General features: G+C 44.3%; 25 protein-coding genes. 20 read left to right on the plus strand and 5 right to left on the minus strand.

Features of this window, described 5'->3' with window-relative positions; genetic code table 11:
- Nucleotides 1–6: 6 nt before the first annotated feature.
- The 9 genes from DESACI_RS08245 (at nt 7) to DESACI_RS08285 (ending at nt 8,382) form a co-directional block, all read left to right on the plus strand.
- Nucleotides 7–1,074 carry a phosphate/phosphite/phosphonate ABC transporter substrate-binding protein gene (locus DESACI_RS08245; RefSeq protein WP_014826729.1) on the plus strand — a complete coding sequence of 356 codons (1,068 nt, stop codon included), beginning with the start codon at nt 7–9 and terminating at the stop codon, nt 1,072–1,074.
- Between the two features lie 141 nt (nt 1,075–1,215).
- A complete protein-coding gene (gene phnC, locus DESACI_RS08250; RefSeq protein WP_041276381.1) occupies nt 1,216–2,001 on the plus strand; it encodes a phosphonate ABC transporter ATP-binding protein in 786 nt (261 codons plus the stop codon).
- A complete protein-coding gene (locus tag DESACI_RS08255; RefSeq protein WP_014826731.1) occupies nt 1,991–2,776 on the plus strand; it encodes a PhnE/PtxC family ABC transporter permease in 786 nt (261 codons plus the stop codon). Before phnC ends, DESACI_RS08255 begins: the two co-directional genes overlap by 11 nt.
- Complete coding sequence (locus tag DESACI_RS08260) at nt 2,776–3,594, plus strand: PhnE/PtxC family ABC transporter permease (RefSeq protein WP_014826732.1); 819 nt, start codon at nt 2,776–2,778, stop codon at nt 3,592–3,594. Before DESACI_RS08255 ends, DESACI_RS08260 begins: the two co-directional genes overlap by 1 nt.
- 138 nt (nt 3,595–3,732) lie before the next feature.
- Nucleotides 3,733–4,935: an alpha-D-ribose 1-methylphosphonate 5-triphosphate diphosphatase gene (locus tag DESACI_RS08265; RefSeq protein WP_041276013.1), complete on the plus strand. Its 1,203-nt coding sequence runs from the start codon at nt 3,733–3,735 to the stop codon at nt 4,933–4,935.
- Nucleotides 4,929–5,366 carry a GNAT family N-acetyltransferase gene (locus DESACI_RS08270; RefSeq protein ID WP_014826734.1) on the plus strand — a complete coding sequence of 146 codons (438 nt, stop codon included), beginning with the start codon at nt 4,929–4,931 and terminating at the stop codon, nt 5,364–5,366. Before DESACI_RS08265 ends, DESACI_RS08270 begins: the two co-directional genes overlap by 7 nt.
- 135 nt (nt 5,367–5,501) lie before the next feature.
- Nucleotides 5,502–5,732, plus strand: coding sequence for a hypothetical protein (locus DESACI_RS08275; RefSeq protein WP_041276014.1), 231 nt, complete (start codon nt 5,502–5,504; stop codon nt 5,730–5,732).
- 90 nt (nt 5,733–5,822) lie between these two features.
- Nucleotides 5,823–6,677 (plus strand): PHP domain-containing protein, encoded by an 855-nt coding sequence (locus DESACI_RS08280; RefSeq protein ID WP_014826735.1) that lies wholly within the window; start codon nt 5,823–5,825, stop codon nt 6,675–6,677.
- Between the two features lie 394 nt (nt 6,678–7,071).
- Nucleotides 7,072–8,382, plus strand: a complete 1,311-nt coding sequence (locus DESACI_RS08285; protein WP_014826736.1) for a cell wall-binding repeat-containing protein — start codon at nt 7,072–7,074, stop codon at nt 8,380–8,382.
- A gap of 184 nt (nt 8,383–8,566) precedes the next feature.
- Here the strand turns inward: DESACI_RS08285 and DESACI_RS08290 are convergent, their stop codons facing one another.
- The gene (locus DESACI_RS08290; RefSeq protein WP_014826737.1) at nt 8,567–9,718 is read right to left on the minus strand and encodes a DUF2087 domain-containing protein; all 1,152 of its coding nucleotides are present in this window, start codon (nt 9,716–9,718) and stop codon (nt 8,567–8,569) included.
- A 155-nt stretch (nt 9,719–9,873) separates the two neighbouring features.
- On the opposite strand from DESACI_RS08290, the gene mscL reads away from it, so the two are divergent.
- Complete coding sequence (mscL, locus tag DESACI_RS08295) at nt 9,874–10,299, plus strand: large-conductance mechanosensitive channel protein MscL (protein ID WP_014826738.1); 426 nt, start codon at nt 9,874–9,876, stop codon at nt 10,297–10,299.
- A 32-nt stretch (nt 10,300–10,331) separates the two neighbouring features.
- Here the strand turns inward: mscL and DESACI_RS08300 are convergent, their stop codons facing one another.
- A complete protein-coding gene (locus tag DESACI_RS08300) occupies nt 10,332–11,237 on the minus strand; it encodes an RluA family pseudouridine synthase (RefSeq protein ID WP_014826739.1) in 906 nt (301 codons plus the stop codon).
- Between the two features lie 294 nt (nt 11,238–11,531).
- Here DESACI_RS08300 and DESACI_RS08305 point away from each other — a divergent pair, with 294 nt between their 5' ends.
- From DESACI_RS08305 to queG, 10 genes are all read left to right on the plus strand, one after another.
- On the plus strand, nt 11,532–12,647 hold the full coding sequence (locus tag DESACI_RS08305; protein ID WP_014826740.1) for an aminopeptidase: 1,116 nt from the start codon (nt 11,532–11,534) through the stop codon (nt 12,645–12,647).
- A gap of 76 nt (nt 12,648–12,723) precedes the next feature.
- Nucleotides 12,724–13,128, plus strand: a complete 405-nt coding sequence (locus DESACI_RS08310) for a hypothetical protein (RefSeq protein WP_014826741.1) — start codon at nt 12,724–12,726, stop codon at nt 13,126–13,128.
- A gap of 82 nt (nt 13,129–13,210) precedes the next feature.
- Nucleotides 13,211–14,092, plus strand: a complete 882-nt coding sequence (locus DESACI_RS08315; RefSeq protein WP_014826742.1) for a diacylglycerol/lipid kinase family protein — start codon at nt 13,211–13,213, stop codon at nt 14,090–14,092.
- A gap of 48 nt (nt 14,093–14,140) precedes the next feature.
- Nucleotides 14,141–15,517, plus strand: coding sequence for a tRNA nucleotidyltransferase/poly(A) polymerase-related protein (locus tag DESACI_RS08320; protein ID WP_014826743.1), 1,377 nt, complete (start codon nt 14,141–14,143; stop codon nt 15,515–15,517).
- 139 nt (nt 15,518–15,656) lie between these two features.
- On the plus strand, nt 15,657–16,307 hold the full coding sequence (locus tag DESACI_RS08325; RefSeq protein ID WP_014826744.1) for a flavin reductase: 651 nt from the start codon (nt 15,657–15,659) through the stop codon (nt 16,305–16,307).
- Nucleotides 16,308–16,622: 315 nt separating this feature from the next.
- Nucleotides 16,623–18,626 carry a molybdopterin-dependent oxidoreductase gene (locus DESACI_RS08330; RefSeq protein WP_014826745.1) on the plus strand — a complete coding sequence of 668 codons (2,004 nt, stop codon included), beginning with the start codon at nt 16,623–16,625 and terminating at the stop codon, nt 18,624–18,626.
- Nucleotides 18,627–18,747: 121 nt separating this feature from the next.
- Complete coding sequence (locus DESACI_RS08335; protein WP_041276384.1) at nt 18,748–19,293, plus strand: NADH peroxidase; 546 nt, start codon at nt 18,748–18,750, stop codon at nt 19,291–19,293.
- A gap of 363 nt (nt 19,294–19,656) precedes the next feature.
- Nucleotides 19,657–20,244 carry a TetR/AcrR family transcriptional regulator gene (locus tag DESACI_RS08340; protein WP_049804046.1) on the plus strand — a complete coding sequence of 196 codons (588 nt, stop codon included), beginning with the start codon at nt 19,657–19,659 and terminating at the stop codon, nt 20,242–20,244.
- 364 nt (nt 20,245–20,608) lie between these two features.
- Nucleotides 20,609–21,598 carry an NADP-dependent oxidoreductase gene (locus DESACI_RS08345; protein ID WP_014826748.1) on the plus strand — a complete coding sequence of 330 codons (990 nt, stop codon included), beginning with the start codon at nt 20,609–20,611 and terminating at the stop codon, nt 21,596–21,598.
- 277 nt (nt 21,599–21,875) lie between these two features.
- Nucleotides 21,876–22,928 (plus strand): tRNA epoxyqueuosine(34) reductase QueG, encoded by a 1,053-nt coding sequence (gene queG / locus DESACI_RS08350; RefSeq protein WP_014826749.1) that lies wholly within the window; start codon nt 21,876–21,878, stop codon nt 22,926–22,928.
- Nucleotides 22,929–23,129: 201 nt separating this feature from the next.
- Here queG and DESACI_RS08355 read toward each other — a convergent pair whose 3' ends face one another.
- The 3 genes from DESACI_RS08355 to DESACI_RS08365 all read right to left on the minus strand — a co-directional run bounded on the left by DESACI_RS08355 (nt 23,130) and on the right by DESACI_RS08365 (nt 26,847).
- Nucleotides 23,130–24,293 (minus strand): aminotransferase class I/II-fold pyridoxal phosphate-dependent enzyme, encoded by a 1,164-nt coding sequence (locus tag DESACI_RS08355; RefSeq protein ID WP_014826750.1) that lies wholly within the window; start codon nt 24,291–24,293, stop codon nt 23,130–23,132.
- Complete coding sequence (locus DESACI_RS08360) at nt 24,290–24,787, minus strand: Lrp/AsnC family transcriptional regulator (protein WP_014826751.1); 498 nt, start codon at nt 24,785–24,787, stop codon at nt 24,290–24,292. The genes DESACI_RS08355 and DESACI_RS08360 overlap by 4 nt, the downstream gene beginning before the upstream one ends.
- A gap of 110 nt (nt 24,788–24,897) precedes the next feature.
- On the minus strand, nt 24,898–26,847 hold the full coding sequence (locus DESACI_RS08365) for an aconitate hydratase (RefSeq protein WP_014826752.1): 1,950 nt from the start codon (nt 26,845–26,847) through the stop codon (nt 24,898–24,900).
- Between the last annotated feature and the right edge of the window lie 130 nt (nt 26,848–26,977).

Here is a 26,977-nt window from a genome sequence, read left to right on the forward strand (position 1 = left end):
TACAACGTGAAAAAAACCACATTATCGGTTATGGCAGTCATTATGATGTCCTCCTTACTTGCCGGATGCGGTACGACCACTACGGCAGATTCTGCAAATTCAAATTCAGGATCGAGTGTTAAAGAACCGTCAACCATCACTATTGCTTGGCTGCCCAATAATTCAGGAGATAATGAGAAAGCCTTCCGTGACGAATTCGACAAGGTTATCGAAAAAGCCACTGGTAAAAAGGTTGAGAACAAATTGACCACAGATTATGCGATTGCTATTTCAGCTCTGGAAAGCGGCGATGCTCAGTTGGGATATTTCGGACCTAATGAGTACATTGTTTCACATGCTAAAGACCCCAAGGTTATACCTCTGGTGGTGGAAAGCGGAGATTCAGGGACTTTGAACGATGCTCTTTATCACAGCCGTTTTCTGGTTAAAAAAGGCAATGAAGATCAATATAAATCCGGTGACAGTTTTGACATTGATAACATAACAGGAAAAAGAATGTCCTTCGTTTCCACCAGCTCAACATCAGGTTTTAATATGCCTGCCGCTGCGATTTTGGGAAAATTCACCAGTCAGGATAAATGGAAAAACCTAACTAAAGACAACTTAGCTCAAGGCGGGAGCGGAAAATTCTTCAGTCAAGTTCTCTTTGCCGGGTCCCACCAGTTGTCTTTAGTCAATGTACTTACGGGCAAATCCGATGTCTCAGCCGTGGATGATCTTGATGTTGCTCAGTATGTAACCCTTAGTCAAGGAAAAGACAACGAGGCAGGAGCAGTCTATACGGTGAAGCAGGGGGCCGATGCTCCATTCAACACTCTTGCAGGTTCTCAATTTGAAATTATTAAGTCTATACCGGTTTTCAACACTCCTCTTGAGGCCAACAGTTCCGTCTTAAGTCAAAAGACCCTTGATGCCATAACGAACGCCCTGACTGCTGACGAAACTACAAAAGACACCAAGATTTTTGCTCCGAAAGGCGCACAAGGCTCTGTCTTTGTTCAGCCCCACCGCTTTTTGAAAGTTGATGATTCCTGGTATGATCCCATGAGAAAAGTCCTGGGTTATTCAAAGTAAGCTCACGAAACCCAGTGCAGCGAATGCGGAAACCTTAAGGATTGTGTGAGAGGCGTTGCCTTTGACGCCTCTCTCTCAGTGTATCAATGGAGAGGGGGATTATGAGTGAAACGTGAATTAGGTGTAAAACGGGAATTGAGTATGCCTTTGTTGGAACTGAGGAACGTTACCAAGTATTATCACGGTACCACGCCTGCCTTGGAAGACATCAGCTTTTCTGTTGCAGAAGGAGAGTTTATCTCGGTGATAGGTCCATCCGGCGCTGGGAAATCAACGCTCCTCCGCTGCATAAACCGAATGATTGAAGCAACCAGCGGAGAAATAACCTTTGATGGGGTTCTTGTCTCCAAACTGAGGAAAAGAGAGCTGAGAAAGCTTAGAACAAAGATCGGCATGATCTTCCAACATTACAATCTGGTAGATAGGTTATCGGTCATCGAGAATGTTCTTCATGGCAGGCTGGGTTATAAGTCCACCCTTGCCGGGGTGATGGGGCGGTATAACCGAGAAGAAAAACAACAAGCCATCAAGATAATTGACTTATTAGGTCTGCGTGAGCAGGTTTACAAACGCTGTGACCAACTTAGCGGCGGTCAGAAGCAGCGGGTGGGAATTGCCAGGGCGTTAATTCAAGATCCTAAACTGATTTTATGTGATGAACCCATTGCTTCCTTAGATCCTAATGCCGCCAAGATTATTATGGATTACCTGAGAGATGTTTCCGCCACGATGGGCATAACGGTCATTGTCAATTTGCACCAAGTCAGTATGGCCTTGAAATATTCGGACCGAATTATCGGTGTCAATCAAGGAAAAATAGTCTTCGACGGCTCCCCTAACGCCCTAACCGGCGAAATCATCGCGGAAATATATGGTTCGGAGTCCAATGATCTTATGGTTGAATTAGGAGAAAAATATGCAATCTGATATTTTTGCCAAACGCAGAAGAGACAGTCTGATATTTTTCGCCTTATTGACGCTGCTTACCGCCGGTTCCATCGTCATTACCCAGTATGATGTGACGAAGGGTTTTACCAGTCTCCTCAAAGCCTTCATCTGGGGAGGCTCCAATTTTTATCCCGATGCCAAGTCCCTGGCTATATTGCCGGATGTTTTAGGGAAATTATGGGATACGATTCTGATTTCCATCGCAGCGACTACGGCAGCCACGGTTTTTGCTGTTCTCTTGGCTTTAGTGGGCTCTCGAACCACCAGAATGAACAGTTTTTTTAGTCTTGCAGCAAGGGGCATCGCTTCACTATTCCGCAACATACCTCTCGTCGCTTGGGCCATGGTTTTAATGCTGGCTTTTAGTCAGAGTGCAATCACAGGCTACTTGGCACTGTTTTTGGGGTCCTTCGGCTTCCTGACACGAGCCTTTATTGAGACGATTGATGAAGTGTCTAACGACTCCGTTGAAGCTTTGTCAGCCACGGGTGCCGGTTATTTTCATATTATCTTTCAATCCGTCCTGCCTTCCAGTCTCCCGCAAATGATCAGTTGGGTATTATTTATGATCGACACGAATATTCGCGATGCCACTTTGGTTGGGCTTCTGACGGGGACTGGGATCGGTTTTTCCTTTGATTTGTACTATAAGAGTTTTAATTTTCATGCCGCAAGTCTTGTGGTAATTCTCATAGTAATTACTGTAATCCTTATCGAAATGATTTCCAATAATATCAGAAGGGTGATTATGTGATGAAGATGGAGGAAGCGATCCTGCCAGCAAAGCCCCTGAGTAAAGAGTCTCTGACTATGTGGATATTATTGGCCGTCTTATCGTTACTGACTGTCTATGCCTTGCTCACCATTGATTATAAAAGTGTCGATATGGCGAAGGCCATCGGCGATACATTAAACAATTTTAAAACTATATTTCTTCATCCTGCGGCTCACCGGCTCAGTTTATGGGGAGCTTTCTATGAAGTGTTAATCACCATGGGTTTAGCATTTTTGACCACGTTATTTGGTGGCATCATTGCTATGTTTTTAGGGCTGCTGGCTGCTCAGAATTTAGCTCCTAAACAAGTTACCAATATAATCAAAGGCTTTGTTGCCTTTATCCGGGCTGTTCCCACGATTCTTTGGGTTCTCATATTCGCCGTGGCAGCCGGTCTGGGCAGCGCGGCAGCGGTTATTGGTTTAACCTTTCACTCCGTTAGTTATTTGACTAAGGCCTATTCCGAGTCTTTTGAGGAATTGGACAGAAGCGTAATTGAAGCTTTGATGGCCAGCGGAGCAAATTGGTGGCAAATTATTTTTCAAGCGGTTATACCTTCCTCTGTTTCTTCCCTACTATCCTGGACTTTTATGCGATTTGAAATCAATTTCGCCAATGCAGTTGCCATGGGCGCCGCAGCGGGTGCGGCTGGAATTGGCTTCGATCTGTTTATGGACAGCGGTTTCTATTTTGACTTGAGAGAAATCGGTTTGGTAACCTACTTTATCATCGCTTTTGCCATCGTGCTGGAAGCCATCTCTACAAACTTAAAAAGCAAGATATTAAAGAAAGCTTAGCCGGCCATGGCTTCAGAGACACTTGGCTAATCCACCTGCAGGTATCGTAATGAGTTGCTATTATCAAACATTTGCGGAATGGAAAAGGTTTGGAGAGTTTAACGTTTGAAATAAAGAGCAAAGGGAGCAAATTTGAACGTGAGAACAAATAGGATTTGCCTATACAACGCCAATATGATTTTGCCTGAGAAGGTTTGCAAGGGCCATATTATAGTTGAAGGAAATAGAATCGTTGAGGTAGTGGAAAGGGATTTCCCCAGAGTTAAATGTTATTCAGACCTTACCATGATTGATGCGGAAGGTTGTTTTATCATGCCGGGGATGATTGATTTGCACAGCGATGCTATTGAAAAGGAGATACAACCGAGGCCCAATACTTTATTTCCTACCCGCATGGCCTTTTATGAGCTGGAAAAAAAGCTCACAGTCAGCGGTATTACCACGATGTTTCACTCCCTTAGCTTGAGTGATGAGTGGGGAGTGCGAAATCAGGAGATGGTTGTGGAAATTATCAATAGCATTAATACCCTAAAAAAAGCACGTTCGATGATTAACCACAAGATCCACCTTCGCTATGAATTAACGTTTCTCGAAGGACTTAAAGCTTTGGAGGGACTCATTAAATCGAAGAGCATTGATTTGATGTCTTACATGGATCATACACCGGGCCAGGGGCAGTTTAGAGATGCCGAAGCTCTAAAAGACTTTACAGTTCAATCATATGGACCAAAGGGACAGGAATTCGAAGAGTTTCTCGATAAAACGCTGGAGAATCAGGCCCTAATCAGTTGGACTAAACTAAGAGAATTATCTAAAATGGCCAAGCAGGAAGGAATTCCTTTGGCTTTTCATGATGACGATAACCAAGAGAAAATTAACGCTCTCCTGGAATGCGAAGGGATCATCAGCGAATTCCCCATCAATTTGGAAACAGCAGCCTATGCAGCCTCTAAAGGTATTCATGTTTGTGTGGGTGCTCCCAACATCATTCGCGGGAAGTCCCACAGCAACAATATGCGAGCCCTTGATGCCATTCTTAATCACGCTGCAGACATCATCTGCTCCGACTATTTGCCCAGCGCCATGCTTCCGGCTGTTTTTTATTTATCGAAGGAAGGAATCAGACTGACAGATGCCGTTAAAATGGTAACTTTCAATCCCGCTAAGGCTTTAGGAATTGAGAAGGAAGCAGGAAGCATCGAGGTTGGAAAATGTGCCGATTTAATCGTTGTGGAAATGCATCAGGACTATCCTATCCTTCGTAAATCTTTTGTAGGTGGTAATCTTGTGTTTCAGTCAGATTTTAATGTCTATAGCGAAAGAGTTGATAACGTATGTTGATTCGACAAGCGAGTGAACAAGATCTATCAGATATCACAGATCTTTTACAAGCCATGGACGGTGAGGTGACGATCGATGATGGCGAAGCCGCGAAGATATGGCGGAAGATGCAGGAATATCCTTATTATAAGGCTTTTGTGGTTGAGGAAAATTATCGAATCATCGCGGCTTGCAGTTTGATCATTATTGATAACTTGGGCCATAGAGGTGCCAAACTTGCTATTGCTGAAAATATGATCGTCAGTCAGGAGTATAGAGGATGCGGTATCGGAACGATGCTGATGCAATTTGTTATGGACGAGGCAAAAGAGGAAAAATGTTATAAACTTATGCTTTCCAGCAATAAAAAAAGGCTGCCGGCTCATGATTTTTATCAGAAGTTAGGTTTTCAGCAGCACGGAATCAGTTTCATGGTAGAGTTTGATCCATAATAGTTTCAGCGGCTGCCATTCGGTCGCCGCTGATTTGGGATGAAGCCCGCGAATATCTTTCCCTTTGCCTTAGAGATAAATTTGAAGTTTAGACTTGAGAAAGAAATGGCTTAAAGCAAGAAAAAAGGTGATTTTGTGACACGCTTTGAAGAACTGATAAGGGAAGAATCCGAGAGCATTTGTGATGTCTTAAACTGCTATATGGCAAAGAACGGGGAACAGATCACAGGCGAGTTATCGATCTCATCCCGGGATAGCCTGGATGGCAGGTCACATCTTAGACGGGTGATCAGCGCTGTTCGGACCGTACTGTTGATCCTCATGGCCCTGGTATTTTATTATTGCTTTATGCCGCGAATTATTTAGGATTAAACTGATTTCGGGGGAGTATAGTCTAAGGTGTTTGAATTAATTAACAAGGAATTTATAAATTAAGCCGATTTGAAGGATGATAAAATGATTGACTTACATGTACATACAAATATCTCCGATAATTCCCTGAGTATAAGCGAGGTTATCCGTCAGGCTAAGGATAAGGGGATTTCCCATCTCGCCATTACGGACCATGATACCACCAAAGGCTTACAGGATGCTTTGCATCTGGGAGCCAAGATGGGAGTTACTATTGTTCCGGGGATTGAAATATCGGCTTATGATTACCGGAGGAATAAGAGGGCGCATATCTTGGGCTTCTATATTAAACCAGGGCATCCTTCGCTGGCTAGTCTGTGTAATCCCCTCATGGAAAGCAGAAAGCAAGCATCCTATGACATGTTTCAGAAGATCTTAGCAGCAGGGTTCGATATATCCTGGGAAGATGTCCTGAAATATGAGGGGGGCACAGGTGTTTATAAACAACATTTAATGCATGCTTTATTGGACAAAGGGTATTGTAAGACTATTTATGGTGATCTCTATAAAAAGCTTTTCCACCGGGGCAGCGACACCCATCCCCGAGGTTTAGCCTTTATCCAGTTGAAATACGTTGATGCTCTGGACGCGATTCGGGCAGTCAGAGAAGCAGGAGGAATCCCTGTTTTGGCCCATCCCGGTCAACTCAGTAATTTTGACGCTATCGATGAATGGGCGGAATATGGTCTTGGAGGGATTGAAGTGTTTCACCCAAGTCATAATGAAGAGAATCGGTTAAAATCCCTACAATACGCGCAAAAACACCATCTTGCCATTACGGGAGGGTCGGATTATCACGGCTTTTACGGTGAGGAACCGGTTGAATTAGGCTGCTCGGAATTAGGGCAAGAATGTATTGATGAGTTATTGTTAAGAAAACAAGAGAATTCGCGAATTTAATATCACTATATAACCATGGTGTATTAAACGAGTTTTCAAACAAGTAATCCTGTAGTTGCAATGTGTGAATAAAGTTTTAGGCTAAACGGGGTACCCGAAAAGGCGAAATGGTAACAAAAATTTGTAAAACCATTTCGCCTTTTTATGCTAGAACGAATTAGCCTATTTCAGTCTCTGATACAGGCGGCTGCCTAGTTGCACTTATGCTAGAAGAAAGTATAACGCAAAAGGTTATACTCCCTTTTGCGAAGGCAGTGTCTTCGGGAATCGGCTAAGTGTTCTTTATAAATATTAACGATAGAGTTTTCCTAATTGTGTCTTTTTTAAGATATAATTGAATACAGACACTAAACCAAGAAATTATCGAGTATTCCGGAAAGGAGAGTTAACTAATATGCTTAATAAAAAAGTATCGTTTATCATTATATTAGCGGTGATCTTATCATTTTTTATCCCTAAGAACGCACACGCAGCTACAAAAAAATTATCAGGTCTTGACAGGTATGCAACTTCGGCTGCAATTGCGGAAGATGGTTGGCAACAATCAAATTATGGTGTACTAACCTATGGCAAAAATTATCCGGACGCTATCATTGCCGCGCCTTTGGCTGAAAAATATAAGGCACCAATACTCTTAACTGAGACCGATATTATCCCGGAAGATACCTTAAATACTGTTCGGCGATTGAAGATTACTAACATGATTATTATCGGTGGTACAGGTGTAATTTCCTCTTCGGTAGAAAACCAATTGTCTTTAATTGGCATTAAAACCGAAAGATTATGCGGGCGGGACAGATATGAAACCAGTGTCATAGTTGCTAATCAACTAGATGCTGTTCATGAAATTGCTGTTGTCACAGGAGAAGACTTTACTGACGCTCTGTCCATAGCCCCTATTGCAGCTAAGAGAAACATGCCCATATTATTGGTTCCACATAATGTGATCCCAGATCTCGTTAAGGAATACATCAAACTTAATCCAATTTCCCAAATCTATGTTATCGGAGCAGGTTCTTCATTAAGCGAATCCTTAGTTAGTGAACTGCCTAATGTTGAGCAAATAAACGGGGAGGATAAATATCAGAGAAATCTAGCTGTTATTGATAAATTCAAGAATGAAATGGATCTAACGACAATTTATTTAACGTCAGGGGAATCTTTTGATGATGGCCTATCCGGGTCTGCTTTAGCAGCTCTCAATTGTAACCCTCTTCTTTTAGTGGGTGACAATTGCAGCTCGCAAAAGAATTACCTAGAAAATAACGCCATCAATAAGTTTAATATTGTAGTCCTTGGAGGTCTGGTTAAAGAACAGGCGATCATCTTTTCGCCGAACGTTGACTTTGAGGAAAAAACCATAAGTGAAGTAACGAATGTAAAATCCACCGATATAACGAAAATAATAGTCTATGACGGGAGAGGTGGACTGAACAAGCCTATATCGGTAGAAAACAAACAAAAGATCAATCAGTTTATGGGCTATTTGGATAACTATATTATCAAGAAAGATAAAAATCCCTTACCATCTGTTGGCTGGATTCATAAAGCGGTATTTTATGACCATGATAAAGAAGTCATGGATATAGTTTTCACGAACCCCATTATTATTAATCAAACCTATTATGACATCATAAAAGGCGACCTCGATACCCAAACCATGGATCAATTTTTAAAATCCGTTGATCCTTCTTATGAAAGTTAACAGGCTACGAGCTATCCATGAAGGAGTATTTTGGGTAATCATTAAGGTATAAGTACAAGATTCTTAGGCAGCCTTTGTTCATGAAATTTTGTTCTGCTGTCAGAAAGGTTAACTGTCAGTTGCATACTTTCTTTAGATAAACGAAACATAAACAAAGGCTGCTTTCCTTGAGATATAAGGCGGGTTATAGTTTTACATCTCGAGCGAGAGGTTTATGGCTGTTATAGCCCCGTTCTCCGTATGGCTGAAGTTTATTCAGCCATTTTTCTTTGAGCTTTTTAAGTGCGTCTTTAACATCGAAATATCCTTCTTCAGGGATTTCTAAAATCTCCAGAACCTCGATGGCGAAGGCCTTTTCCCCAAATTCTTTCCATTCCTTTTGCAGGGCCTGGTTCGGAAAAGTTCCCGTATCCAAATTAAATCGTTTGCCGTTGATGGTTTTCAGATTGAGAGTACTTTCAATATATACTTTTTGGTTTTCGAGGTTCCTAATCTGATATACACCGGCTTCGGTCTTAGTTTCTTTGTAGAGACGTTTTAGTTCCTGCTTGCGGTCCATGGTTTTATCTCCTTTTTCATCAAAATCTTGGTTAAGCCAATACCGGCTGCCGTCAGGTGTCCGCTGCAAAAAGCCATATTCAATTAAATATCGCCTGAGTGTAGCAAAATCCGGATAAACATTTTTAAGAATTTGATTAATATCCTTTTCTGTATAAACGTTATTGGCCTGGAAGCGTTTAGCGATTTGCTGCAAAACAATTAGTTTGTATTTTTCCTTAACTGAAAAGGTTTCCAGATGCCCCTCAAGACCTTCAGGGAAAAGTTTATGCAAGATTTTATCGTTTTCGGTTTGAGTAACTTTATAGCGGTCATCGACCATCCTTGCTGTTTTAGGTGGGGTAAGAAAGGTTTCTGGTTGACTTTTTTCTTTGAGAAGCTCCATCATGACGAGAAAGACCTTTGACTGCCGTTCTTTCTCCTTAAGAGAAAACCGGTGATTACGGATGGTGGAGGCGCTTTTAATGCCCATTTCTTTTTGAATCTCGGGATCGGTTTTCCTCGAATAAAAATATCCTAAAAGTGTTTTCTGGTGGTCAGTAAGTCCCGTAATCTTTTTATCCAGATTGCAGAGGTATTCAAAAACCGAACCGTGGGCTTGTTCAATGTGAAGTCTCATATAGCGGGCGGCTTCATAGAAAACCCCGTCTTCCTGATAGACAATTCCTCTTTCGACTTTTTTGCCGCATAATAAACAGACATAGTCTTCAGGCTCTTGAAGATAACCCTGTTTTAAATCATCCAGAGCAGCATTCCAAAACAATTCGGAAACAATCATTTAATAGACACATCCTTGTAATATAGTTTAATATATAGATATTATAGCAATTTGTCTATTAAAAATCAAACTAACTTAAACATATCTGCCAAGTTGTTTTTCTAGGGAATATTTGGTAGAATTTTGTCGTTGAGTTTTCAAATGGAGGGATTGTCATGGGATTACTTAATGAATTCAAAGAGTTTGCAACACGGGGAAATGTTGTAGACCTAGCGGTAGGTATTATTGTCGGAGGCGCATTCGGCAAAATAGTATCATCATTGGTAGCAGATATTATCATGCCGCCTATTGGACTGCTGGTCGGCGGCGTGCGATTTACCGATCTTAAGTTTTGGTTGCGAAATGCTGTCACGGATAGCAGAGGGAACATCATAAAAGAGGCCGTGACGATTAATATCGGGAATTTTATTCAGTCTGTTTTTGACTTCCTAATCATAGCTGGTTCGATTTTTTTATTGGTCAAATTAATGAATCGCCTAAACAGAAAAAAATCCGCAGAATCTGCTGCACCTCCTGCCCCAAGGGAGGAAGTAGAGCTTCTTACGGAAATAAGAGATCTTTTAAAATATTCTCAACGGTAAGTTAAATAATATGAAACGTTTAATCATAGACATCAAATTTTCCTTAAGACTTTCAGCAAATGTTTGAAATCCTCGGGAAAGGGGGCTCGAATCACGAGAGGGAGACCAGTCACAGGATGGAGAAAGGCGTAGACCGCAGAATGCAAGGCTTGCCGGTTAATCAGTGAGGTTTCTCCTCCATAAAGATCGTCTCCCAGCAAAGGATGACCGATACCTTCACAATGGACTCTGATCTGGTGAGTTCTTCCCGTTTCTAAGATAAATTCGAGGAGACTGGCCTCAGAATACCGGCAAATCACTCGATAATCAGTACGGGCAGGTTCTCCTTCTGCTTGAATCTGGCGTTTGATAAAACTATGGGGAGCAAGACCAATGGGGGAATCTATGGTTCCGTTGTTCTGCTGAAGGCAGCCCTGAACAAAGCCATAGTAACGTTTGTGAATGTGACCGCGTTCTAATTGATAAGCCAGCTGCTGGTGGGCAAACTGATTTTTGGCGATAATCACTACCCCGGAGGTATTGCGATCGATCCGGTGTATAGGGCGATAAAGTCTTTGTTCGCCTTTGCGCTGCCAATACCCAATAACCGCATTTCCCAAGGTATTGGCAGGATAACGGCGATTGGGATGGACGACTTGCCCGACAGGTTTATTGACGGCCAAGAGGTATTCATCCTCATAAAGAATAGCTAACGGCAGATTTTCACCTTGAATCGGAGAGTCTTCTTCAGAAAACAGTTGAATGGAGAGAAGTTCCCCCTCTTTTCCTCTGGCAGTCAGGTAGGTGAAGCGGCCGTCCACCCAGACTCTTTCTCCCAGTTTCAAATGCTGTAATACTTTGAGCGAAAAATGAAATTTATGTTTTAAAATGGAAAGATATTTTTGACCGGAATCCTCGGGCTTTAAACGATATTCCCATAATGTTTTGTCTGAGCTCATGATGACCTCCATATTTTCAAATTAAATGCAGGTATATATTAACTGCATCTCGGATATCTGCTAAGAAAAAGGAATAAGCTAAGGAATGAAGAATATACGAAATACGCGGCAAGCCTCTAAACATTTACCCGCTTCTATAGGTGAGAGTGGGTTCCTCGTTTGAGATTCAGCAGGATGAATATGTATTCAGCAAGAAAGTATAACAGCGTATTCTTTTAAGTGCCGTATGTTTAAAGGTTATAGGTTAAGGTTTAAGGATCAAACAAATACGATAGAGTCTAAGGAGGCCCTGAAGTGAAGGATCAACGTATTGAAAAGCTCGCCGATTCTTTAATTAATTATTCGATTGCTTTGAAACCAGGCGAGAAAATTCTCATTGAAGTCATTGGATCAGAAATTCCTCTTGCTCAAGCATTGGTACGTCACGCTTATCAAGCCGGAGGAATGCCTTTTGTGTCCGTTATTAATAATACCTTAATGCGGGAATTATTAAAAGAATTCACCCTAGAACAAGCTGAGGCTATGACTCGTTGGGATCTGGCCAGAATGAAAGAAATGCAGGCGTATATCGGAATCCGCGCGGGAGAAAATGCTTCTGAATGGTCAGATATTCCCAGCGGCTCTCTGAAACTATATTCATCGTTTTATCAAAAGAAGGTGCATAGTGAACAACGTGTTCCCCATACTCGCTGGTGTGTTTTAAGATATCCCACGGCTTCTATGGCTCAGCTGGCAGCGATGAGTGTGGAAGGCTTTGAAGACTTTTACTTCGATGTTTGTAATCTCGATTATGCTAAGATGTCACAGGCCATGGAACCCCTGAAAAATCTGATGGAGAAAACTGACCAGGTCCGAATTTTAGGACCGGGTACTGATTTGGTATTCTCAATCAAAGATATGCCGGCAATTAAATGTGATGGGCTGATGAACATTCCCGATGGAGAAATCTATACGGCACCTATTAAGGAGTCTGTCAATGGGCGGATCAGTTATAATACCCCTTCTTTATATCAAGGATTTACCTATGAAACTATTGTCTTAGAATTCAAAAAGGGTAAAATTATCAAAGCCACGGCTAATGATACCCAGCGGATTGAGGAAATTTTCAATACCGATGAAGGGGCACGCTATGTCGGAGAATTTGCCATTGGAATGAATCCATATATTATGAAACCCATGAAAGATACTCTCTTTGATGAGAAAATCGACGGCAGTTTTCATTTTACGCCAGGTTCCTGCTATGATGACTGCAATAATGGCAACAAATCGGCGATTCATTGGGACTTGGTATCTATTCAAAGACCGGATTACGGCGGCGGTGAGATCTATTTTGACGGGAAATTAATTCGTAAAAATGGTCGTTTTGTTTTAGCTGAACTAGAATGCCTAAACCCGGAGAACCTAAAATAATGTTACCATGGGTATAAATCTTAATCCGCATAAGGGATATTGAAAAGAAACGAGTGGATTCAACTGGAGGGGTTCTATGATTAATAAGTTGCTTTCAATTGTCTTTGGTGCGGTTTTGTGGGGACTGGGCTTAACCATTGATGTTGCGGTAGCCATCGGCAAGTATGGGTTGCCGGCTTTTTTGGCTGGAGTTCTCCTTGCTTTGGGTCTCCTGATTAGCAAGGCTTTTCTGGACAAAAAAGCGAGTTTGGATTTATGGGTTATTATTCTTCGGGGATTAGCGGTTGAAGCTCTTCTGTTTCCCGCTGCCAATCTTATCATGGTTTTTATGCTGACTAAAGGATTCCCTTTTGAGATAACTAGAGCAGTGTTAATTGAAAGCGGTTTAATTGCTGTCATTTTAGCCGGCGTATTTTTCTTTAATGCGCATCTATTAAATAAGAAAGTTCGCCGGCGCCAAATGGGTTCGGAGAAAGACTGAACAAGATCAACACTTAAAGATTTGCGAGAAATCTTCGCAAAAGATGTGAAACGATAACTATGGAGGAGTCGATTTTATAAGGATGACGAGTAAACGCTTACGTTTGATCTATAATCCTTACGCCGGAAGGTGTAAATTTACAAATCAACTGGATGCGGTGATTCGAATTTTTCAAGAGAGCGGGCATGAAGTGTGCGTTCACCGGGCATGTTCTACTCAAGACATTGAAGAGACTGCTGGGCGGAGCAGTGATGTTGACTGTTTGGTAATTGCCGGGGGAGACGGAAGTATTCATCAAGCGGTCAACGGTTTGGCGCAAATCTCTTCATCTCAACGTCCGTCCTTGGGGATTTTGCCGGTAGGGACTGCCAATGATTTGGCCTATGCTCTTCATTTGCCTAAAAGTATCCCTGAAGCCTGTAAGGTGATCGGACGAGGAAATGTTTTCAATATGGATATAGGAATGGTTAATAACCGATATTTTGTGAACGTTGCCTGTGCCGGACTATTAACAGATGTTTCTCTAAAGGTGGATCTGCGGGTTAAGAACTCTTTAGGGCAGTTAGCTTATTTCTTGAAGGGGATTGAGACACTTCCTTCATACAGACCATTCAAGGTAGAATTTGAGCATGAAGGGCAGCATTGCACGGAGGAAGTAATCCTCTTTATGGCAGTTAACGGTCTCTCAGTAGGAGGAATTCGAAGTCTTGTGCCAAGAGCTTCATTGTCAGACGGCAAATTAGATATCTTAATGGTTCCTCTAGTTGGCTGGCCGGAAACTCTCCGAATTTTACTGAGGGTATTACGCGGAGAGCAGGTAAGCAGCCCTAAAATGAAAGAATTTCAGGTCTCAGAACTGACAATTCATACGGATCGACCGCTTAACTCGGATTTGGATGGGGAATTAGGTCCGGGAAGTCCTTGGCACATTCATATAGGGCCGAAAATCTCTGTGTTTTGCTGAGTGACGTTATAGAAGTATGAAAGCTATTGTGTAAAACAGGGGGTTTTTATGCTTAGTACATCGTTTCAGCAGGAAGTATTAGAACGCCTTAGCCAGATATGCCCTGTATATCGGGTGGGGGGATCTGTGAGGGATGCACAATTGGGTATCTCCTCCAAAGATGTGGATGCTATCGCGGCTCTTTCCCAGGAACAAATTTGTGAAAACCTGCGGTGTTGGGGTTATACGCCTCACTTACTTGGAGCAAACGTTCAAACGGTGAGCTTGTTTCGAGAAACTGATCGCTTAGATTTGGTCTCTTTTTCAGGAGAATTGGAAAGGGATGCTTCGCGGCGTGACTTTACCATCAATGCCATTTATCAAGATGTAAAGACTGGGGAAATTGTAGATCCTTTTCAGGGACTAAGAGATTTGAAAGATCATCATTTAAGGGCTTGTGGCAAGGCTTCCGAACGCTTTCAGGAAGATCCGCTGAGGGTCTTGCGCCTGGTACGATTTGCGGTTTCTTACGGATTAAGTATTGAGGCCGAGACTTGGCAGTCCGCAATCGTTTCTATGCCTAAACTTTCTATGGTTTCCAGGGAACGAGTCACTGAAGAATTAGGGAAAATCTTGGTCTTAGATAACATGGCCCGGAGTTTTTCCCTTTTGGATGAGCTGGGATTTTTTCAAAGATTTATTCCGGAATTATCAAGACTTAAGGGTTTGGCAAACCATCGTTTTAATCCAGACGATGGGTGGAATCATACCAGGCGGGTTGTTCAGAATACCCCTAATAAGCTTATTTTGCGTTTGGCGGCCTTGTTTCATGAGCTGGGAATAGGGGAGATAAGCAGCGAAGAAAGTTTGGCGGGGAATGGTGAGGAAAGTGCTTGGCTAACGCGAGAAATATTCAGCCGTTTTCGTTGGAGTATGGTTCTTGCCGGAGGAATTAAGGGGGAGCAAGAGGTTGAATTCCTGGTAAAACATCATATGCTGGGGAATATTATCTTCGGGGAGGAATTGCAGGGCGCGAATGATTGGAGAGAAGTATCCTTAAAGGCACGTGGTTTTGCCTGGGATATGGGATGGAACGGTCAAGTTTTTGATTCGCTCCGCGTAGAGAGTTTGCTGGGCCTCTGGCAGGCGGATTTTCAAAGCGGAGATCATAGTGGGGATGATCTTATGCGCCTGGGGAACCTACAAGAAGAGATTAAAAATGCTTGCATATGGATAAGCGGGCGGCTAAAGACTCTGAATTGGCAAATGTTCTGGGACTTTGTGCAGGAAAAGGGTTTAGAGGGAAAGCCGCTTGGACGATTTAAAGAACAAGTTCGCAGAGTATTGATGCTGGAGCCAGAACAATCTTTGAATGACGTTAATTTTCTGGAAAGAGAGTACGATAAAGCAATTGGTCAGAAATTAGAGCGAACTGAGACAATATAAATTTGCTTTTTATAGTTAAAAAGTAATGATTAAATGAATGTAATTTAGACAAAAGCAATAAGTCATGGAGGTAAAAGGAAAAAATTCCTTGACCTAAATTTACTCTGTGTTTATAATTTTTATAAAAAGAGGTGCTTTTATGGAAAAACGTTGGCGCTGTGACGTCTGTGGTTATATACATACCGGCGAAAACCCGCCGGAAGTTTGTCCCATTTGTGGTGTGGATGCTAGCCATTTTCAATTAGTCACTGAAGAGTCAGGAACAAATGCGGCACAGGAGGTTAAACCTGCTTCCGTAAAGATTACAACAGCCCAGCCTGATCGTCCTCAGGCAATTCGTCAAGCTCTCTATAAAATTTCCTATGGACTCTATATTATCACGGCTCAAGCTGAGGGAAGAGACAATGGGCAATGTGCCAACACTTGTTTTCAAGTGACTTCGGACCCGGCGAGAATAGCCATTGGAATTAATAAAGGGAACTATACCCATGAACTAATCCAAAAAAGCAGCATATTCGGTGTATCGGTATTAAGTCAGACAGGTCACGACTATGCTCGGAAATTCGGATATCGTTCAGGTCGTGAGGTTGATAAGTTTGAGGGGGTAGCAGTTCATCGCGGGGAGTTAGGTGTTCTCTTGCTTGATGATGTATTGACTACCATGGAAGCTAAGGTAATTGGTCAACTTGATGCGGGAACTCATACTCTATTTCTTGCAGATGTGATTGCAGCCGAGCTCCTTCAGGAAGGCGAGCCTATGACCTATGCTTTTTTCAGATCCGGTAAATAAACTGTATTCCCTTAAATTTGCAGGTAAACTTCTTCGGCTTAAGCTGAACCTAGGACTTCGTTAACGAAAGTATCCTGTGGACAGTTTCGCCGAAAGCGCCTAGGCGATAACAGATGCTATCGCGCTGAAGGATGGATTCTACCTCCGCCGAAGAAATCAAAAGAGTAACCCTCCTTATGAAAGTCAGGGTCATAGATGTGGGAAAAAGAAAAGCGCTGAGGCTAATTCATATTGCATAGAATTAGCCTTAATTCTATTCACGGACCAATGTGACTTAGGCTATGGTGTATTTCTAGCGACGTTAGGAGGCAATAAATGAAGTCAGAGTTTAGAAGATCGGTATGCCCTTATGATTGTCCTGATACCTGTGGGCTTAAGGTCGAGCTGCAGGAAGGCAAAGTGGTAAGAGTAACCGGTGATCCCGAACACCCATTCACAAAAGGGACCTTATGCCCTAAAATGGCTCATTATGAAAGAACGGTTTATTCAGAGGAAAGATTGACTTCCCCTCTCCTGCGTTCCGGGAAGAAAGGCACAGGACAGTTTCAAGCAATTACCTGGGATGAGGCCATTGCCCATATTACGAACCGTTGGCAAGACTTGATTAGTCAATTTGGGGCTGAGACAATTTTACCATACTCCTATGCGGGAACTATGGGAGTGGTTCAGCGTAATTGCGGGGAAAGCTTTTTTAATCGCTTGGGCGCCTCGCGTTTAGCGCGGACGATTTGCTCTTCGGCCAAAGGTTATGGCTGGACCTCGGTGATGGGTGAAACTTTAGCTCCGCATCCTAATGAGGTTATGAAGAGTGATTTGATAATTCTCTGGGGAACTAACGCCCTGGCCACCAACATCCATTTTATCCATAATGTGCGGGAAGCAAAAAAACGAGGTGCGAAAGTCTGGTTAATAGACACTTACGAAACACCGACAGCTAAAATTGCGGATAAGATTTTTTGTGTCAGGCCAGGCAGTGATGGTGCTCTTGCTCTCGGTATCATGCATATCCTGGTTCAAGAGGGATTGCAGGATCAAATGTTTCTTAATGAATACGTCCAGGGGTTTGAGGCCTTTCGTCAGGAGAGTCTCCATGATTTTCCTCCCGCTAAAGTCAGTCAAATTACAGGTCTTGAAATCAATCAAATCGAAGAACTAGCACTTGGCTATGCCCGGGCTCGAGCCCCTTTCATTTCCTTAGGTTCAGGGATTTCTCGTTATGGAAACGGAGCGATGACTGTTCGTCTCATTACGTGCCTGCCCGCAGTAGTTGGCGCTTGGAACAAGCCGGGAGGCGGGTTGCTGACAAGTATCTCTTTAAAGACCATTTCCACAGCGACGGTCATCCGCGAAGATTTCCTGCGAACTCCCACGCGCCTTGTTAATATGAATCAGCTTGGTTTTGCCCTGACAGAATTAAAAGATCCCCCGATCAAGAGTTTATATGTTTATCATTCCAATCCTGCGGTGATTGCCCCGGACCAGAATCAGATACTCAAGGGGCTGCGGCGGGAGGACCTGTTTACAGTAGTCCATGAACGGTTCATGACAGATACTGCTCGCTATGCCGATATTATATTACCTGCCACAAGCTCCTTGGAGCATTCGGATCTTTATCGTTCCTATGGTTCTTATGTTGTACAGAGGGCTGCGGCAGTGATTCCGCCCCTTGGCCAAGCAAAATCAAATTGGGAAGTTTTTCAGTTGCTGGCTGAGGCTATGAAGTTTGGTGAGTCCTTCTTTAAGCAATCTGCGGATGACCTTATTGACCAATTTATTATTCCGTCATCTTCCGGGCTGTCAGAGTCCGAGAAGAAGAAACTTTCAGAAGGCCATCCTGTGGAAGTCAATTTGCCTCTTGATTATAAGATGAGATTTCAGACTCCCTCAGGGAAAATTGAACTATATAATCCCAAAGAGCCTGCACCATTGCCCTACTATTTCGCACCTCATGGCGATAATGCCCCATTCTTTTTGATGAGCACCCCTAATTTATTCTCTTTAAACTCATCCTTTAATGAGCGAAAGGATTTGGTATCTAAGAAAAAGGCGGCCTATCTTTTGATGAATGTTGATGATGCGGCTGAAAGAAATTTGCAGGATCTTCAGCCAGTCGTCGCTTTTAACGAACGAGGCGAAGTCAATTTCATTCTTAAAACGACGCCTAAGGTTCCCCGCGGAGTCGTTGTCACAGAAGGGTTGTTTTGGAATAAGGATTCCGACACTTCATCAGTTAATGCTTTAACTTCTCAAAGATTGACAGATCGTGCCTCGGCCAGCACCCTTTACGATGTAAAAGTCGACGTACGGTCTGGAAGCTAACAAATAGGAGCTTAAGGAAAATACTAAAAAAGTTTTAAAAAAGGGTTGATTTTTATTTAAAGTAATTGTAAAATAAGAACATAAATTATTTAGTAATTATTGAGGAGGCAAACTTAAGATGATTAAGAAATTTGTATGTTCAGTATGTGGATATGTATTTGAAGGAAATGAGGCACCAGAAAAATGTCCGCAGTGTGGAGCATCGAAAGACAAATTCTCAGAGAAAAAAGAAGGGCAGCTTGCATGGGCTGATGAGCATAAAATTGGAGTAGCCCAGGGCGTTGATCCGGAAATCCTTGAAGGATTAAGAGCTAATTTTACCGGAGAATGCACTGAAGTTGGTATGTACCTAGCTATGAGCAGGCAGGCAGATCGAGAAGGTTACCCTGAAGTTGCTGAAGCCTATAAGAGAATCGCCTTTGAAGAAGCAGAACATGCTGCTAGATTTGCAGAAATGCTGGGCGAAGTGGTGTTTCCTGATACGAAAAAGAATTTGGAAGCAAGAGTTGAAGCCGAATACGGTGCTTGCCAAGGTAAAAAGGACATCGCCACTAAGGCTAAACAACTGAACTACGATGCTATTCATGATACGGTTCACGAAATGTGCAAGGACGAAGCCCGACATGGCAAGGCTTTTAAAGGACTTTTGGAGAGATATTTTAAATAAAATTTGATACAAATAAGTCGTTAAAATACAATTTTCATTATCGTAAGTTCGTTGAATATCAGGGCTTCAAGCTTGTAGTTCACGAAACCGATTTTGGAAATTGTATTTTTTCGTATAATATAGTTACAGTCTGTGTAACTTGGAACCTAGAATTATAAGTGATATACTTGAAAAGGAAATAAGAGGAACAGACTATTAAAAGTTAAAAGATAATTTGATGTTTATGGATAAAGCTCTGAAATTTATTTCAAAAATATTCCAGCTTTAAACTGGATTCCAAATTGAATCTATTTGCTGGTGCTTCAAAAATAAATGTCCTTGGAGAGGGACACTAAAAACTACTACTGTATAATACTAGAGGTAATGAATTTGGATAAGATCTCGTTAGATAAAGAAATAATCCTCAATGCAACAGAAGAAGTTATTCGCCGTTTCGGACCAGACAAAGCGAATATCACTGACGTAGCAAAGCTATTAAAGGTTAGCCATGCTGCCCTTTATAGATATTATAATGGAAAAACTGACCTTTGGAACGCTGTTACAGATCGTTGGCTCACAAGTTTGCATGCTCCTTCAAATGATATTTTGAAAGAAGATAATCCTGCTGATATTAAACTTTTTCATTTACTCGAAGACTTTGCGGAAGCTAAACGCCGCAGTGCTATTAATGACCCGGAAATGTTTGCAAATTATATTAAACTAGCACACAGCTCAATGGAAGTAATTGAAAAAAGTATAGAAGAAGGTATTAATCGTATCAAGGAGATTATAGATCAAGGAATTTCGGAAGGTATCTTTTTTACGGAATCTCCTGATCAAGCGGCAAGATCCGTATATCTTTCAACCGGTGTTTTTATCAACCCAAACTCATTTGAAGATCCGAATCGAAAACAGAACATAGAATCTGTTATAAATCTCCTGATAAGAGGACTTAAAAATCCTAATAACTGAATCAAGCAGGAGAGGGCGGCTGGGCTTCATCCTCTCGCAACACCTTGTTTATGAGATGGGACTGGGTTTTTCTCGAAGTTCGATAAAGCTCCCAAAAAGATAAGATAAAATTTTTTCGCCCTTGGCTTTCCAAATAGGATTGTCGAGGGCGTTAGTTATTGGTATTTCAAGAATTTCACCATACTTTATAAAAACAGGGTCAAATTGAGAGCGGAAGCAATACTCTTTAATATATTTTGCGACGAGTTACAAGTTAAACATGTCGTATTCTGTAGCGCGATATGATATAATTAATTTCGTAGATTACAATATCGTAAGAATGTAATTTGTAACATTAATTTTAAAGTTTAAAGGAGGATTTATTATGCGTATTTCTGTAACAGGAGCAACAGATTTGCACGAACCGAGCGTCGACACATCGGCGGCCACGAGCAGAGCGGTCTTGCTCGAGTCATTCGGCGGTCCTGAGGTCCTCAACGTCCGCGAAGTACCGGCTCCGCAGGCCGGCTCGGGGCAGATTCGCGTGCGCGTCACTGCGGCCGGACTGAACCCGATGGACTGGTTCATGACCTCCGACGCAGACACCGCCACTCGTTTCGGCTTGAGCCTGCCGTCCGGGTTCGGAACCGATTATGCCGGGATTGTGGACCAGGTCGGTGACGGTGTGACCGAGTTCGCGGTTGGCGACCGAGTGTTCGGCGGCGCTCTCTCCCGCGCAGTAGCCGACTACGTAGTAGTAGATGTGGCTGTGACCATCGCGGCAGGCAGCGACGCGCACCACACCCCCGACGGTGTCGACGACCGCACCGCCGCCACCCTTACTATCGCGGGCTGCACGGCCTCCGCCGCTCTCGCCGTGGTCAACCTCGGCCCAGACGACACGGTGCTCATTGGCGGCGCGGGAGGCGGGGTCGGCGTGTTCACCGTCCAACTCGCTCGGCTCGCGGGCGCGCGAGTGATCGGAACGGGATCGGCGATCTCGGCCGATGCCCTGCGTGCCCTTGGAGCCGAGCCGGTCCCCTATGGCGAAGGCATGGTTGAACGGATCCGCGCCCTGGCTCCCGCCGGCGTCACTGCGGCGATCGACCTGTACGGGACAGACACGATGCAGGCGGCACGAGAACTTGGCGTTCCCGACGAGCGCATCACCACCATCGCAGCACAGGTCGACGGGATCACGCCGGCAAACGGTGCTAACGCCGCCCCTGGAGCCATAGAAGAGATTGCTCGCCTGGTCGCAGCGGGCCGGCTCCGTGTGCCCATCGCAGCAAGTTTCCCGATGGAGCAGATCCGCGCGGCGGTCGAGCTTCAAGCCGGCCGGCACGTGCACGGCAAGATCGTCATCGACATCTAGGTGTTGTTCCACGACCTTGTCGTCGTTAGCTCGGATGGTCAGATCATCTGCCCGCGGCAGGCGAGGGTGCGTTTCGCTATTAAAGTGAGTTATGTATAGAAATTTTTAAGGGTGTTTAGTTTTTATCAATTGAGTTAGAATGTTATTATACGAAAATGAATCAATTCAATAGTAATTGCTGCTTGATGGCGCAAATAATCAGATAGAAAAAGTTGACCTGCGGATCATCAGCCGATACAGGGTGATATTAGTGTCTTTATTTAGGAGGACAGTTAGTTTGAGTGTAAACGAATGGCAGGATTGGAAAAGGAAGCTGCGGGAATGGGCTTTTGATTTAGGTTTCGCGGCTGTCGGATTTACCACTGCCGAACCGGTTGAGGGACTTGATAGTTTGTTGGAGGTTCGCCTTGATCAAGGTGTGTCCACGCCTTTTGAAAGCCGAGAAATCCGGGAGAGGGTTGATCCCAGGGTTGTTTGGCCGGACTGTCAGGGAGTCGTTGCTTTAGCTTATCCGCACCCTTCAACGGCTGTTCCGAATCAAGGGGAGGGCATCTTAGCTCGCTCGGCAATTGGTGAAGATTATCACCGTGTCATTCAGAAGAAATTGCACGAGTTGAGCGAGAGAATGACCGGCAGCCATTGGCCGGGAGCTTTGCGGTGGCAGGTTGACACGGGGCCTTTGGTTGAGAGAGCATTTGCAGTACGAGCAGGTATTGGCTGGATTGGGCGAAACCAGCAGCTGATTATTCCCGGCTATGGTTCCTTTGCAGGGCTGGCGCTGTTATTGCTGGATCATGAGCTTCCCAGTGACGAGCTGGTTCAGAACCATTGTGGTTCTTGTCGGAAATGTATAGAAGCTTGTCCTGCTCAAATTCTTGGTAAAGACATCTTCGCGGCTAAGAACTGTTATTCATATATTACGCAGAGTAAAGAAGTTCTCACCCCAGCAGAGAGGATCGGACTGGGAAACCGGATATTCGGTTGTGATACCTGCCAGGAAGTATGTCCTCACAATCAAAAAAGGGTTAGGGAAGAGCTGAGGGAATTATCGATACCCGGGAAGAAGCGGGGAGCGGATTTGCTGGGTATTTTGAACTTAACTAAGGGAGAGTTTCGGGAACGTTTTCTTCACACGGCAGCAGGATGGCGGGGGAAAGGAGTTCTGCAGCGGAATGCTTTTTTGGCCTTGCGCAATATGCAGGACCCGCGGCTCAACTCTTGGCTGGCCCAAAGGGAAAAATCACTGCCGCCGATATTAACTCCGTATCTGGAAGAAGCCGTGGGAGAACAAGAACATAAAGGGAGTGTAAAAGGGACGATTATAACCTAACTTAAAGGTCATAATCGTCCCTAATTTTTTTTCACGACGTTTAACAAGGTCTCCGTGCCGAACCTGGCCTGTATGCAGCAAATGCATAGAGTTGCCGGCCTTAACGAGATGATGGAATCACGCCTATCAAGTGAGGCATGCCTTTCGGGCTTGCCGGAAGCCCCTGCCTCTTAACGAAGTGTGGGTAGGGGAGGTTCCACCCTAAGATAATCTCTGCTTAACAAAACGAGCGATTCGTTCCAAGGCTTCTTCAAGCTGTTCAAGGGAATAGGCGTAGGAACAGCGGATAAACCCTTCGCCAGACGGACCGAAGGCGGTCCCGGGGACAACTGCGACCTTTTCCTCCTTTAAGAGTTCTTCAGCAAAGGTTTCGGAGGATAACTTCGTTCTTGATATATCCGGGAATACGTAAAAGGCACCTAAGGGTTCGAAACACTCCAGTCCCATGGCTCGAAAACCATGGACCATAAGGCGGCGCCTGCGGTCATAAGCTGCTACCATTTCGTCTTTTGCCTCGGAAGCGGAACGCAAGGCTTCAAGAGCGGCGACTTGACCGGTAATTGGGGCACAAAGCATGGTGTATTGATGGATTTTCGTCATTCCGCTGATCAGGTCGGGGTGTCCGGCAACGTAACCGATTCGCCAGCCTGTCATGGCGTAAGATTTTGAGAAACCGCTGACGAAAAGAGTACGGTCATGCATTCCGGGCAGACTGGCAAATGACGTATGAGTGCCTTCGTAGGTAAGATCGGAATAAATATCATCAGCCAGTACGAGCAGATCATGCTCTTTTACAAATTCGGCAATGGGAAGAAGGTCTTCGTACTGCATAATAGCCCCGGTAGGATTATTGGGATAGGATAATACCAAGAGTTTTACTTCCGGCGAATAGGATTGCTCCAAATCCTTAACCCGCAGACGAAAGTTTTCCTCGGCGTGAGTTGGGACATAGCGCACACTGGCGCCGGCTAAGGTTGCGCAGGGGCCGTAAGATACATAAGAAGGGTCGGGAACTAAGACAATATTTCCCGGTTCAAGGACAGCGCGCATAACTAAGTCTACTGCCTCACTGGCTCCCGTTGTAATCAGAATTTCCTTTAACGGGTCATAAGAAAGGCCCAAAGTTACGTTTAAATGGTGGGCGAGTTCTTCCCTCAGTTCAAAGAGTCCGGCGTTGCTGGTGTACATGGTCTGCCCCTGTTCAAGGGAGAAAATGCCGCTTTCACGCACAGTCCAAGGGGTAACAAAGTCAGGTTCGCCTACCCCCAGAGATATAACGTCCTTCATGGTTGCTACCAAATCGAAAAACTTGCGGATTCCTGAGGGCGGCAGATTTGCGACATGGCTGGCTAGGTATTGGTTCATGGCGAGATCACAAGACGTTGAAGCGTCTCTTCCTCACCTAAAAGTTCCACTCCGTCCTGCTTATAGCGGCGCAGTACGAAATGAGTAGCAGTACTCTGAATATGTTCGAGAGGCGCTAATTTTTCGGCCACAAAAAGAGCAACATCCTGCATGGTCTTGCCTTCGATGAGCAGAGCGAGGTCATATCCTCCGGACATAAGCATTAACGATTTGATTTCTGGGAACTTTTGCAGCCGTTTGGCGATTTTGTCAAAACCATAACCGCGCTGCGGCAGGACTTTAACTTCGATGAGAGCACGAACTTTTTCATCCCCGGTTCGTTCCCAATTTATAATGGGCTGGTAGCCGGCAATGACTTTTTCTTTCTCCCAATCATTAATGCGCTGTTTGATGTATTCCGCTGACAAACCGGTTTGCAGGGAGAGTTCTTCCGGTCCTAAGCGGCAGTCTTCCGCAATAATTTTCAGCAATTTACGGTCTTCCGGCGTGAGCATCCTGTTTCACCTCTTTAACATTCTTTCTAAGGGTATAAACATAATCATAACTTAGAACAATGGGAATTACAAGAATGTTTTAATAGAACAATGATAATTATAATGATGTTCTATATAACAGTGGAATATTTGGCTTCGGAGTTTGCTGCCGCTTTTGTTGCGTTAAGCAGACCACCTGCTAAAAGAATATTTGCTTGTCGTTCTGAAAGATCGTGTTTAACCCAAATGGGGTTTGGGTCATTATTCAGAGTGAGAGCAAAGGGTTCAGAGGAGCGGATAGCCTGATGAAGACCGGTAAAATTAAGAACTGTCTCAGGCTGCAGCCGGGCCAGATCTTCCTCATGGACAAACGTTAGGGGAAGGATGCCGAAATTGATTAAGTTAGCACGATGGATTCGAGCGAAACTTTGAGCCAAAACGACACGCAGACCTAAATACATGGGAGCCAGGGCAGCGTGTTCACGACTTGAGCCTTGACCATAATTGTGTCCCGCCACGATGGCGCTTTGTTTAAAGGATTTTGCTCTGGCAGCAAACTGAGGATCAATTTTATGGAAGACGAATTCTGAAATGGCTGGGATGTTGGAACGGAGCGGGAGGATCTTTGAGCCTGCAGGCATAATGTCGTCCGTGGTAATATTGTTTCCGAGTTTGAGAACAATCGGTAAGCTTAAGTTGTCTTCAAGCTTAGGAGCAAGGGGCAGGGGTTGAATATTGGGGCCGCGTTGAATGGGGGTTTCGGGGTCTCCCGGCGGTAGTATCATGCTGTCATCAATCCGGAATTCCCGGGGCATTTCAATGGCCGGCGGCAAGTCCAGTGTTCGCGGGTCTGTTAAAGAACCTGTTAAGGCACAAGCTGCGGCGACTTCCGGACCTGCTAAAAAGACTGAGGCATCTTGGGTTCCGCTTCGTCCCATGAAATTCCGGTTGAAGGTGCGGACAGAGACAGCTTTGGAAATTGGGGATTGACCCATTCCGATACAGGGTCCGCAAGTCGATTCTAGGAGACGAGCACCGCTGTCCAGTAGATCCGTAAGAGCTCCGTTGTCGGCAAGCATAGTTAAGACTTGGCGGGACCCCGGAGAAATGACCAGGCTTACTTTGGGATGCACGTGCTTCCCTTTAAGGATTTGACTTACCCGCATTAAATCTTGATAAGAAGAGTTGGTACAACTCCCGATGGCTACCTGATCGACAGGCTTGCCGGCAATTTCACTGACAGGAACCACATTGTCAGGGCTGTGAGGTTGAGCAATCATCGGCACCAGGCGCGAAAGATCAATTTCCAGTGTTTCATCATAAGACGCGTCCTCATCTGCAGTGAGCGGGACCCAATCTTCTGCTCGTCCTTGTGCTTCCAAAAAGCGCAGGGTTTGTTCATCACTGGGGAAAATTGAAGAAGAAGCACCCAACTCAGCGCCCATATTGGTGATGGTTGCCCGCTCAGGAACCGTCAGAGTTTTAACTCCGGGTCCGGCATATTCAATGATCTTGCCCACGCCTCCTTTGACTGAGAGGCTGCGTAATACTTCTAAGATGATGTCTTTCGCTGAAACCCAGTCGGACAGCTTTCCGGTCAGCCAGACGCACAGAACTTTGGGGTTGGGAAGATAGAAAGGTCCGCCTCCCATGGCAACAGCCACATCGAGGCCGCCGGCGCCGATGGCCAGCATTCCCATACCTCCGGCTGTCGGGGTATGACTGTCTGAACCGAGAAGAGTTTTGCCGGGCTTGGCAAAGCGTTCCAGATGTACTTGGTGGCAAATTCCGTTGCCTGGACGGGAAAAATAGGTTCCGAAACGCGCGGCGGCACTTTGGAGAAAGGCATGGTCATCTGCGTTTTCAAAGCCGGTTTGCAGCGTATTGTGATCTATATAGCTAACCGAGCATTCAGTTCGGACCCTCGCAAGATTCATGGCTTCGAATTGCAAGTAAGCCATTGTGCCTGTGGCATCCTGGGTTAATGTCTGGTCAATCCGCAGAGCGATTTCATGACTTTCATTCAAGTCACCGGCTGCTAAATGGGATGCAATTATTTTTTGAGTTAAGTTCTGTCCCATGGTGATACCTCCTTTGACGTTGCTATTTACTTTATCAAAAACCGGAGGGAAGTTCTAGGGTTTCTCGAAAGGTATACAGAATATCTGAGCTGAGTCGGATATATTGACGATATATATAAGGAAAGTATAG

The organism is Desulfosporosinus acidiphilus SJ4 (assembly GCF_000255115.2).
Classification (GTDB): Bacteria; Bacillota; Desulfitobacteriia; order Desulfitobacteriales; family Desulfitobacteriaceae; genus Desulfosporosinus; species Desulfosporosinus acidiphilus.

Excerpts from the sequence above, each read along its gene's own strand:
- DESACI_RS08355 (WP_014826750.1), bottom strand. The coding sequence starts at position 24,293 with ATGAACCAATACCTAGCCAGCCATGTCGCAAATCTGCCGCCCTCAGGA.
- DESACI_RS08345 (WP_014826748.1), top strand. The coding sequence starts at position 20,609 with ATGCGTATTTCTGTAACAGGAGCAACAGATTTGCACGAACCGAGCGTC.
- DESACI_RS08365 (WP_014826752.1), bottom strand. The coding sequence starts at position 26,847 with ATGGGACAGAACTTAACTCAAAAAATAATTGCATCCCATTTAGCAGCC.
- DESACI_RS08255 (WP_014826731.1), top strand. The coding sequence starts at position 1,991 with ATGCAATCTGATATTTTTGCCAAACGCAGAAGAGACAGTCTGATATTT.
- DESACI_RS08290 (WP_014826737.1), bottom strand. The coding sequence starts at position 9,718 with ATGATTGTTTCCGAATTGTTTTGGAATGCTGCTCTGGATGATTTAAAA.
- DESACI_RS08310 (WP_014826741.1), top strand. The coding sequence starts at position 12,724 with ATGATTAATAAGTTGCTTTCAATTGTCTTTGGTGCGGTTTTGTGGGGA.
- DESACI_RS08330 (WP_014826745.1), top strand. The coding sequence starts at position 16,623 with ATGAAGTCAGAGTTTAGAAGATCGGTATGCCCTTATGATTGTCCTGAT.
- DESACI_RS08280 (WP_014826735.1), top strand. The coding sequence starts at position 5,823 with ATGATTGACTTACATGTACATACAAATATCTCCGATAATTCCCTGAGT.
- DESACI_RS08360 (WP_014826751.1), bottom strand. The coding sequence starts at position 24,787 with ATGCTCACGCCGGAAGACCGTAAATTGCTGAAAATTATTGCGGAAGAC.
- DESACI_RS08270 (WP_014826734.1), top strand. The coding sequence starts at position 4,929 with ATGTTGATTCGACAAGCGAGTGAACAAGATCTATCAGATATCACAGAT.
- DESACI_RS08285 (WP_014826736.1), top strand. The coding sequence starts at position 7,072 with ATGCTTAATAAAAAAGTATCGTTTATCATTATATTAGCGGTGATCTTA.
- DESACI_RS08315 (WP_014826742.1), top strand. The coding sequence starts at position 13,211 with ATGACGAGTAAACGCTTACGTTTGATCTATAATCCTTACGCCGGAAGG.
- phnC (WP_041276381.1), top strand. The coding sequence starts at position 1,216 with ATGCCTTTGTTGGAACTGAGGAACGTTACCAAGTATTATCACGGTACC.
- DESACI_RS08260 (WP_014826732.1), top strand. The coding sequence starts at position 2,776 with ATGAAGATGGAGGAAGCGATCCTGCCAGCAAAGCCCCTGAGTAAAGAG.
- DESACI_RS08340 (WP_049804046.1), top strand. The coding sequence starts at position 19,657 with ATGAATTTGGATAAGATCTCGTTAGATAAAGAAATAATCCTCAATGCA.
- DESACI_RS08325 (WP_014826744.1), top strand. The coding sequence starts at position 15,657 with ATGGAAAAACGTTGGCGCTGTGACGTCTGTGGTTATATACATACCGGC.
- DESACI_RS08320 (WP_014826743.1), top strand. The coding sequence starts at position 14,141 with ATGCTTAGTACATCGTTTCAGCAGGAAGTATTAGAACGCCTTAGCCAG.
- mscL (WP_014826738.1), top strand. The coding sequence starts at position 9,874 with ATGGGATTACTTAATGAATTCAAAGAGTTTGCAACACGGGGAAATGTT.
- DESACI_RS08300 (WP_014826739.1), bottom strand. The coding sequence starts at position 11,237 with ATGAGCTCAGACAAAACATTATGGGAATATCGTTTAAAGCCCGAGGAT.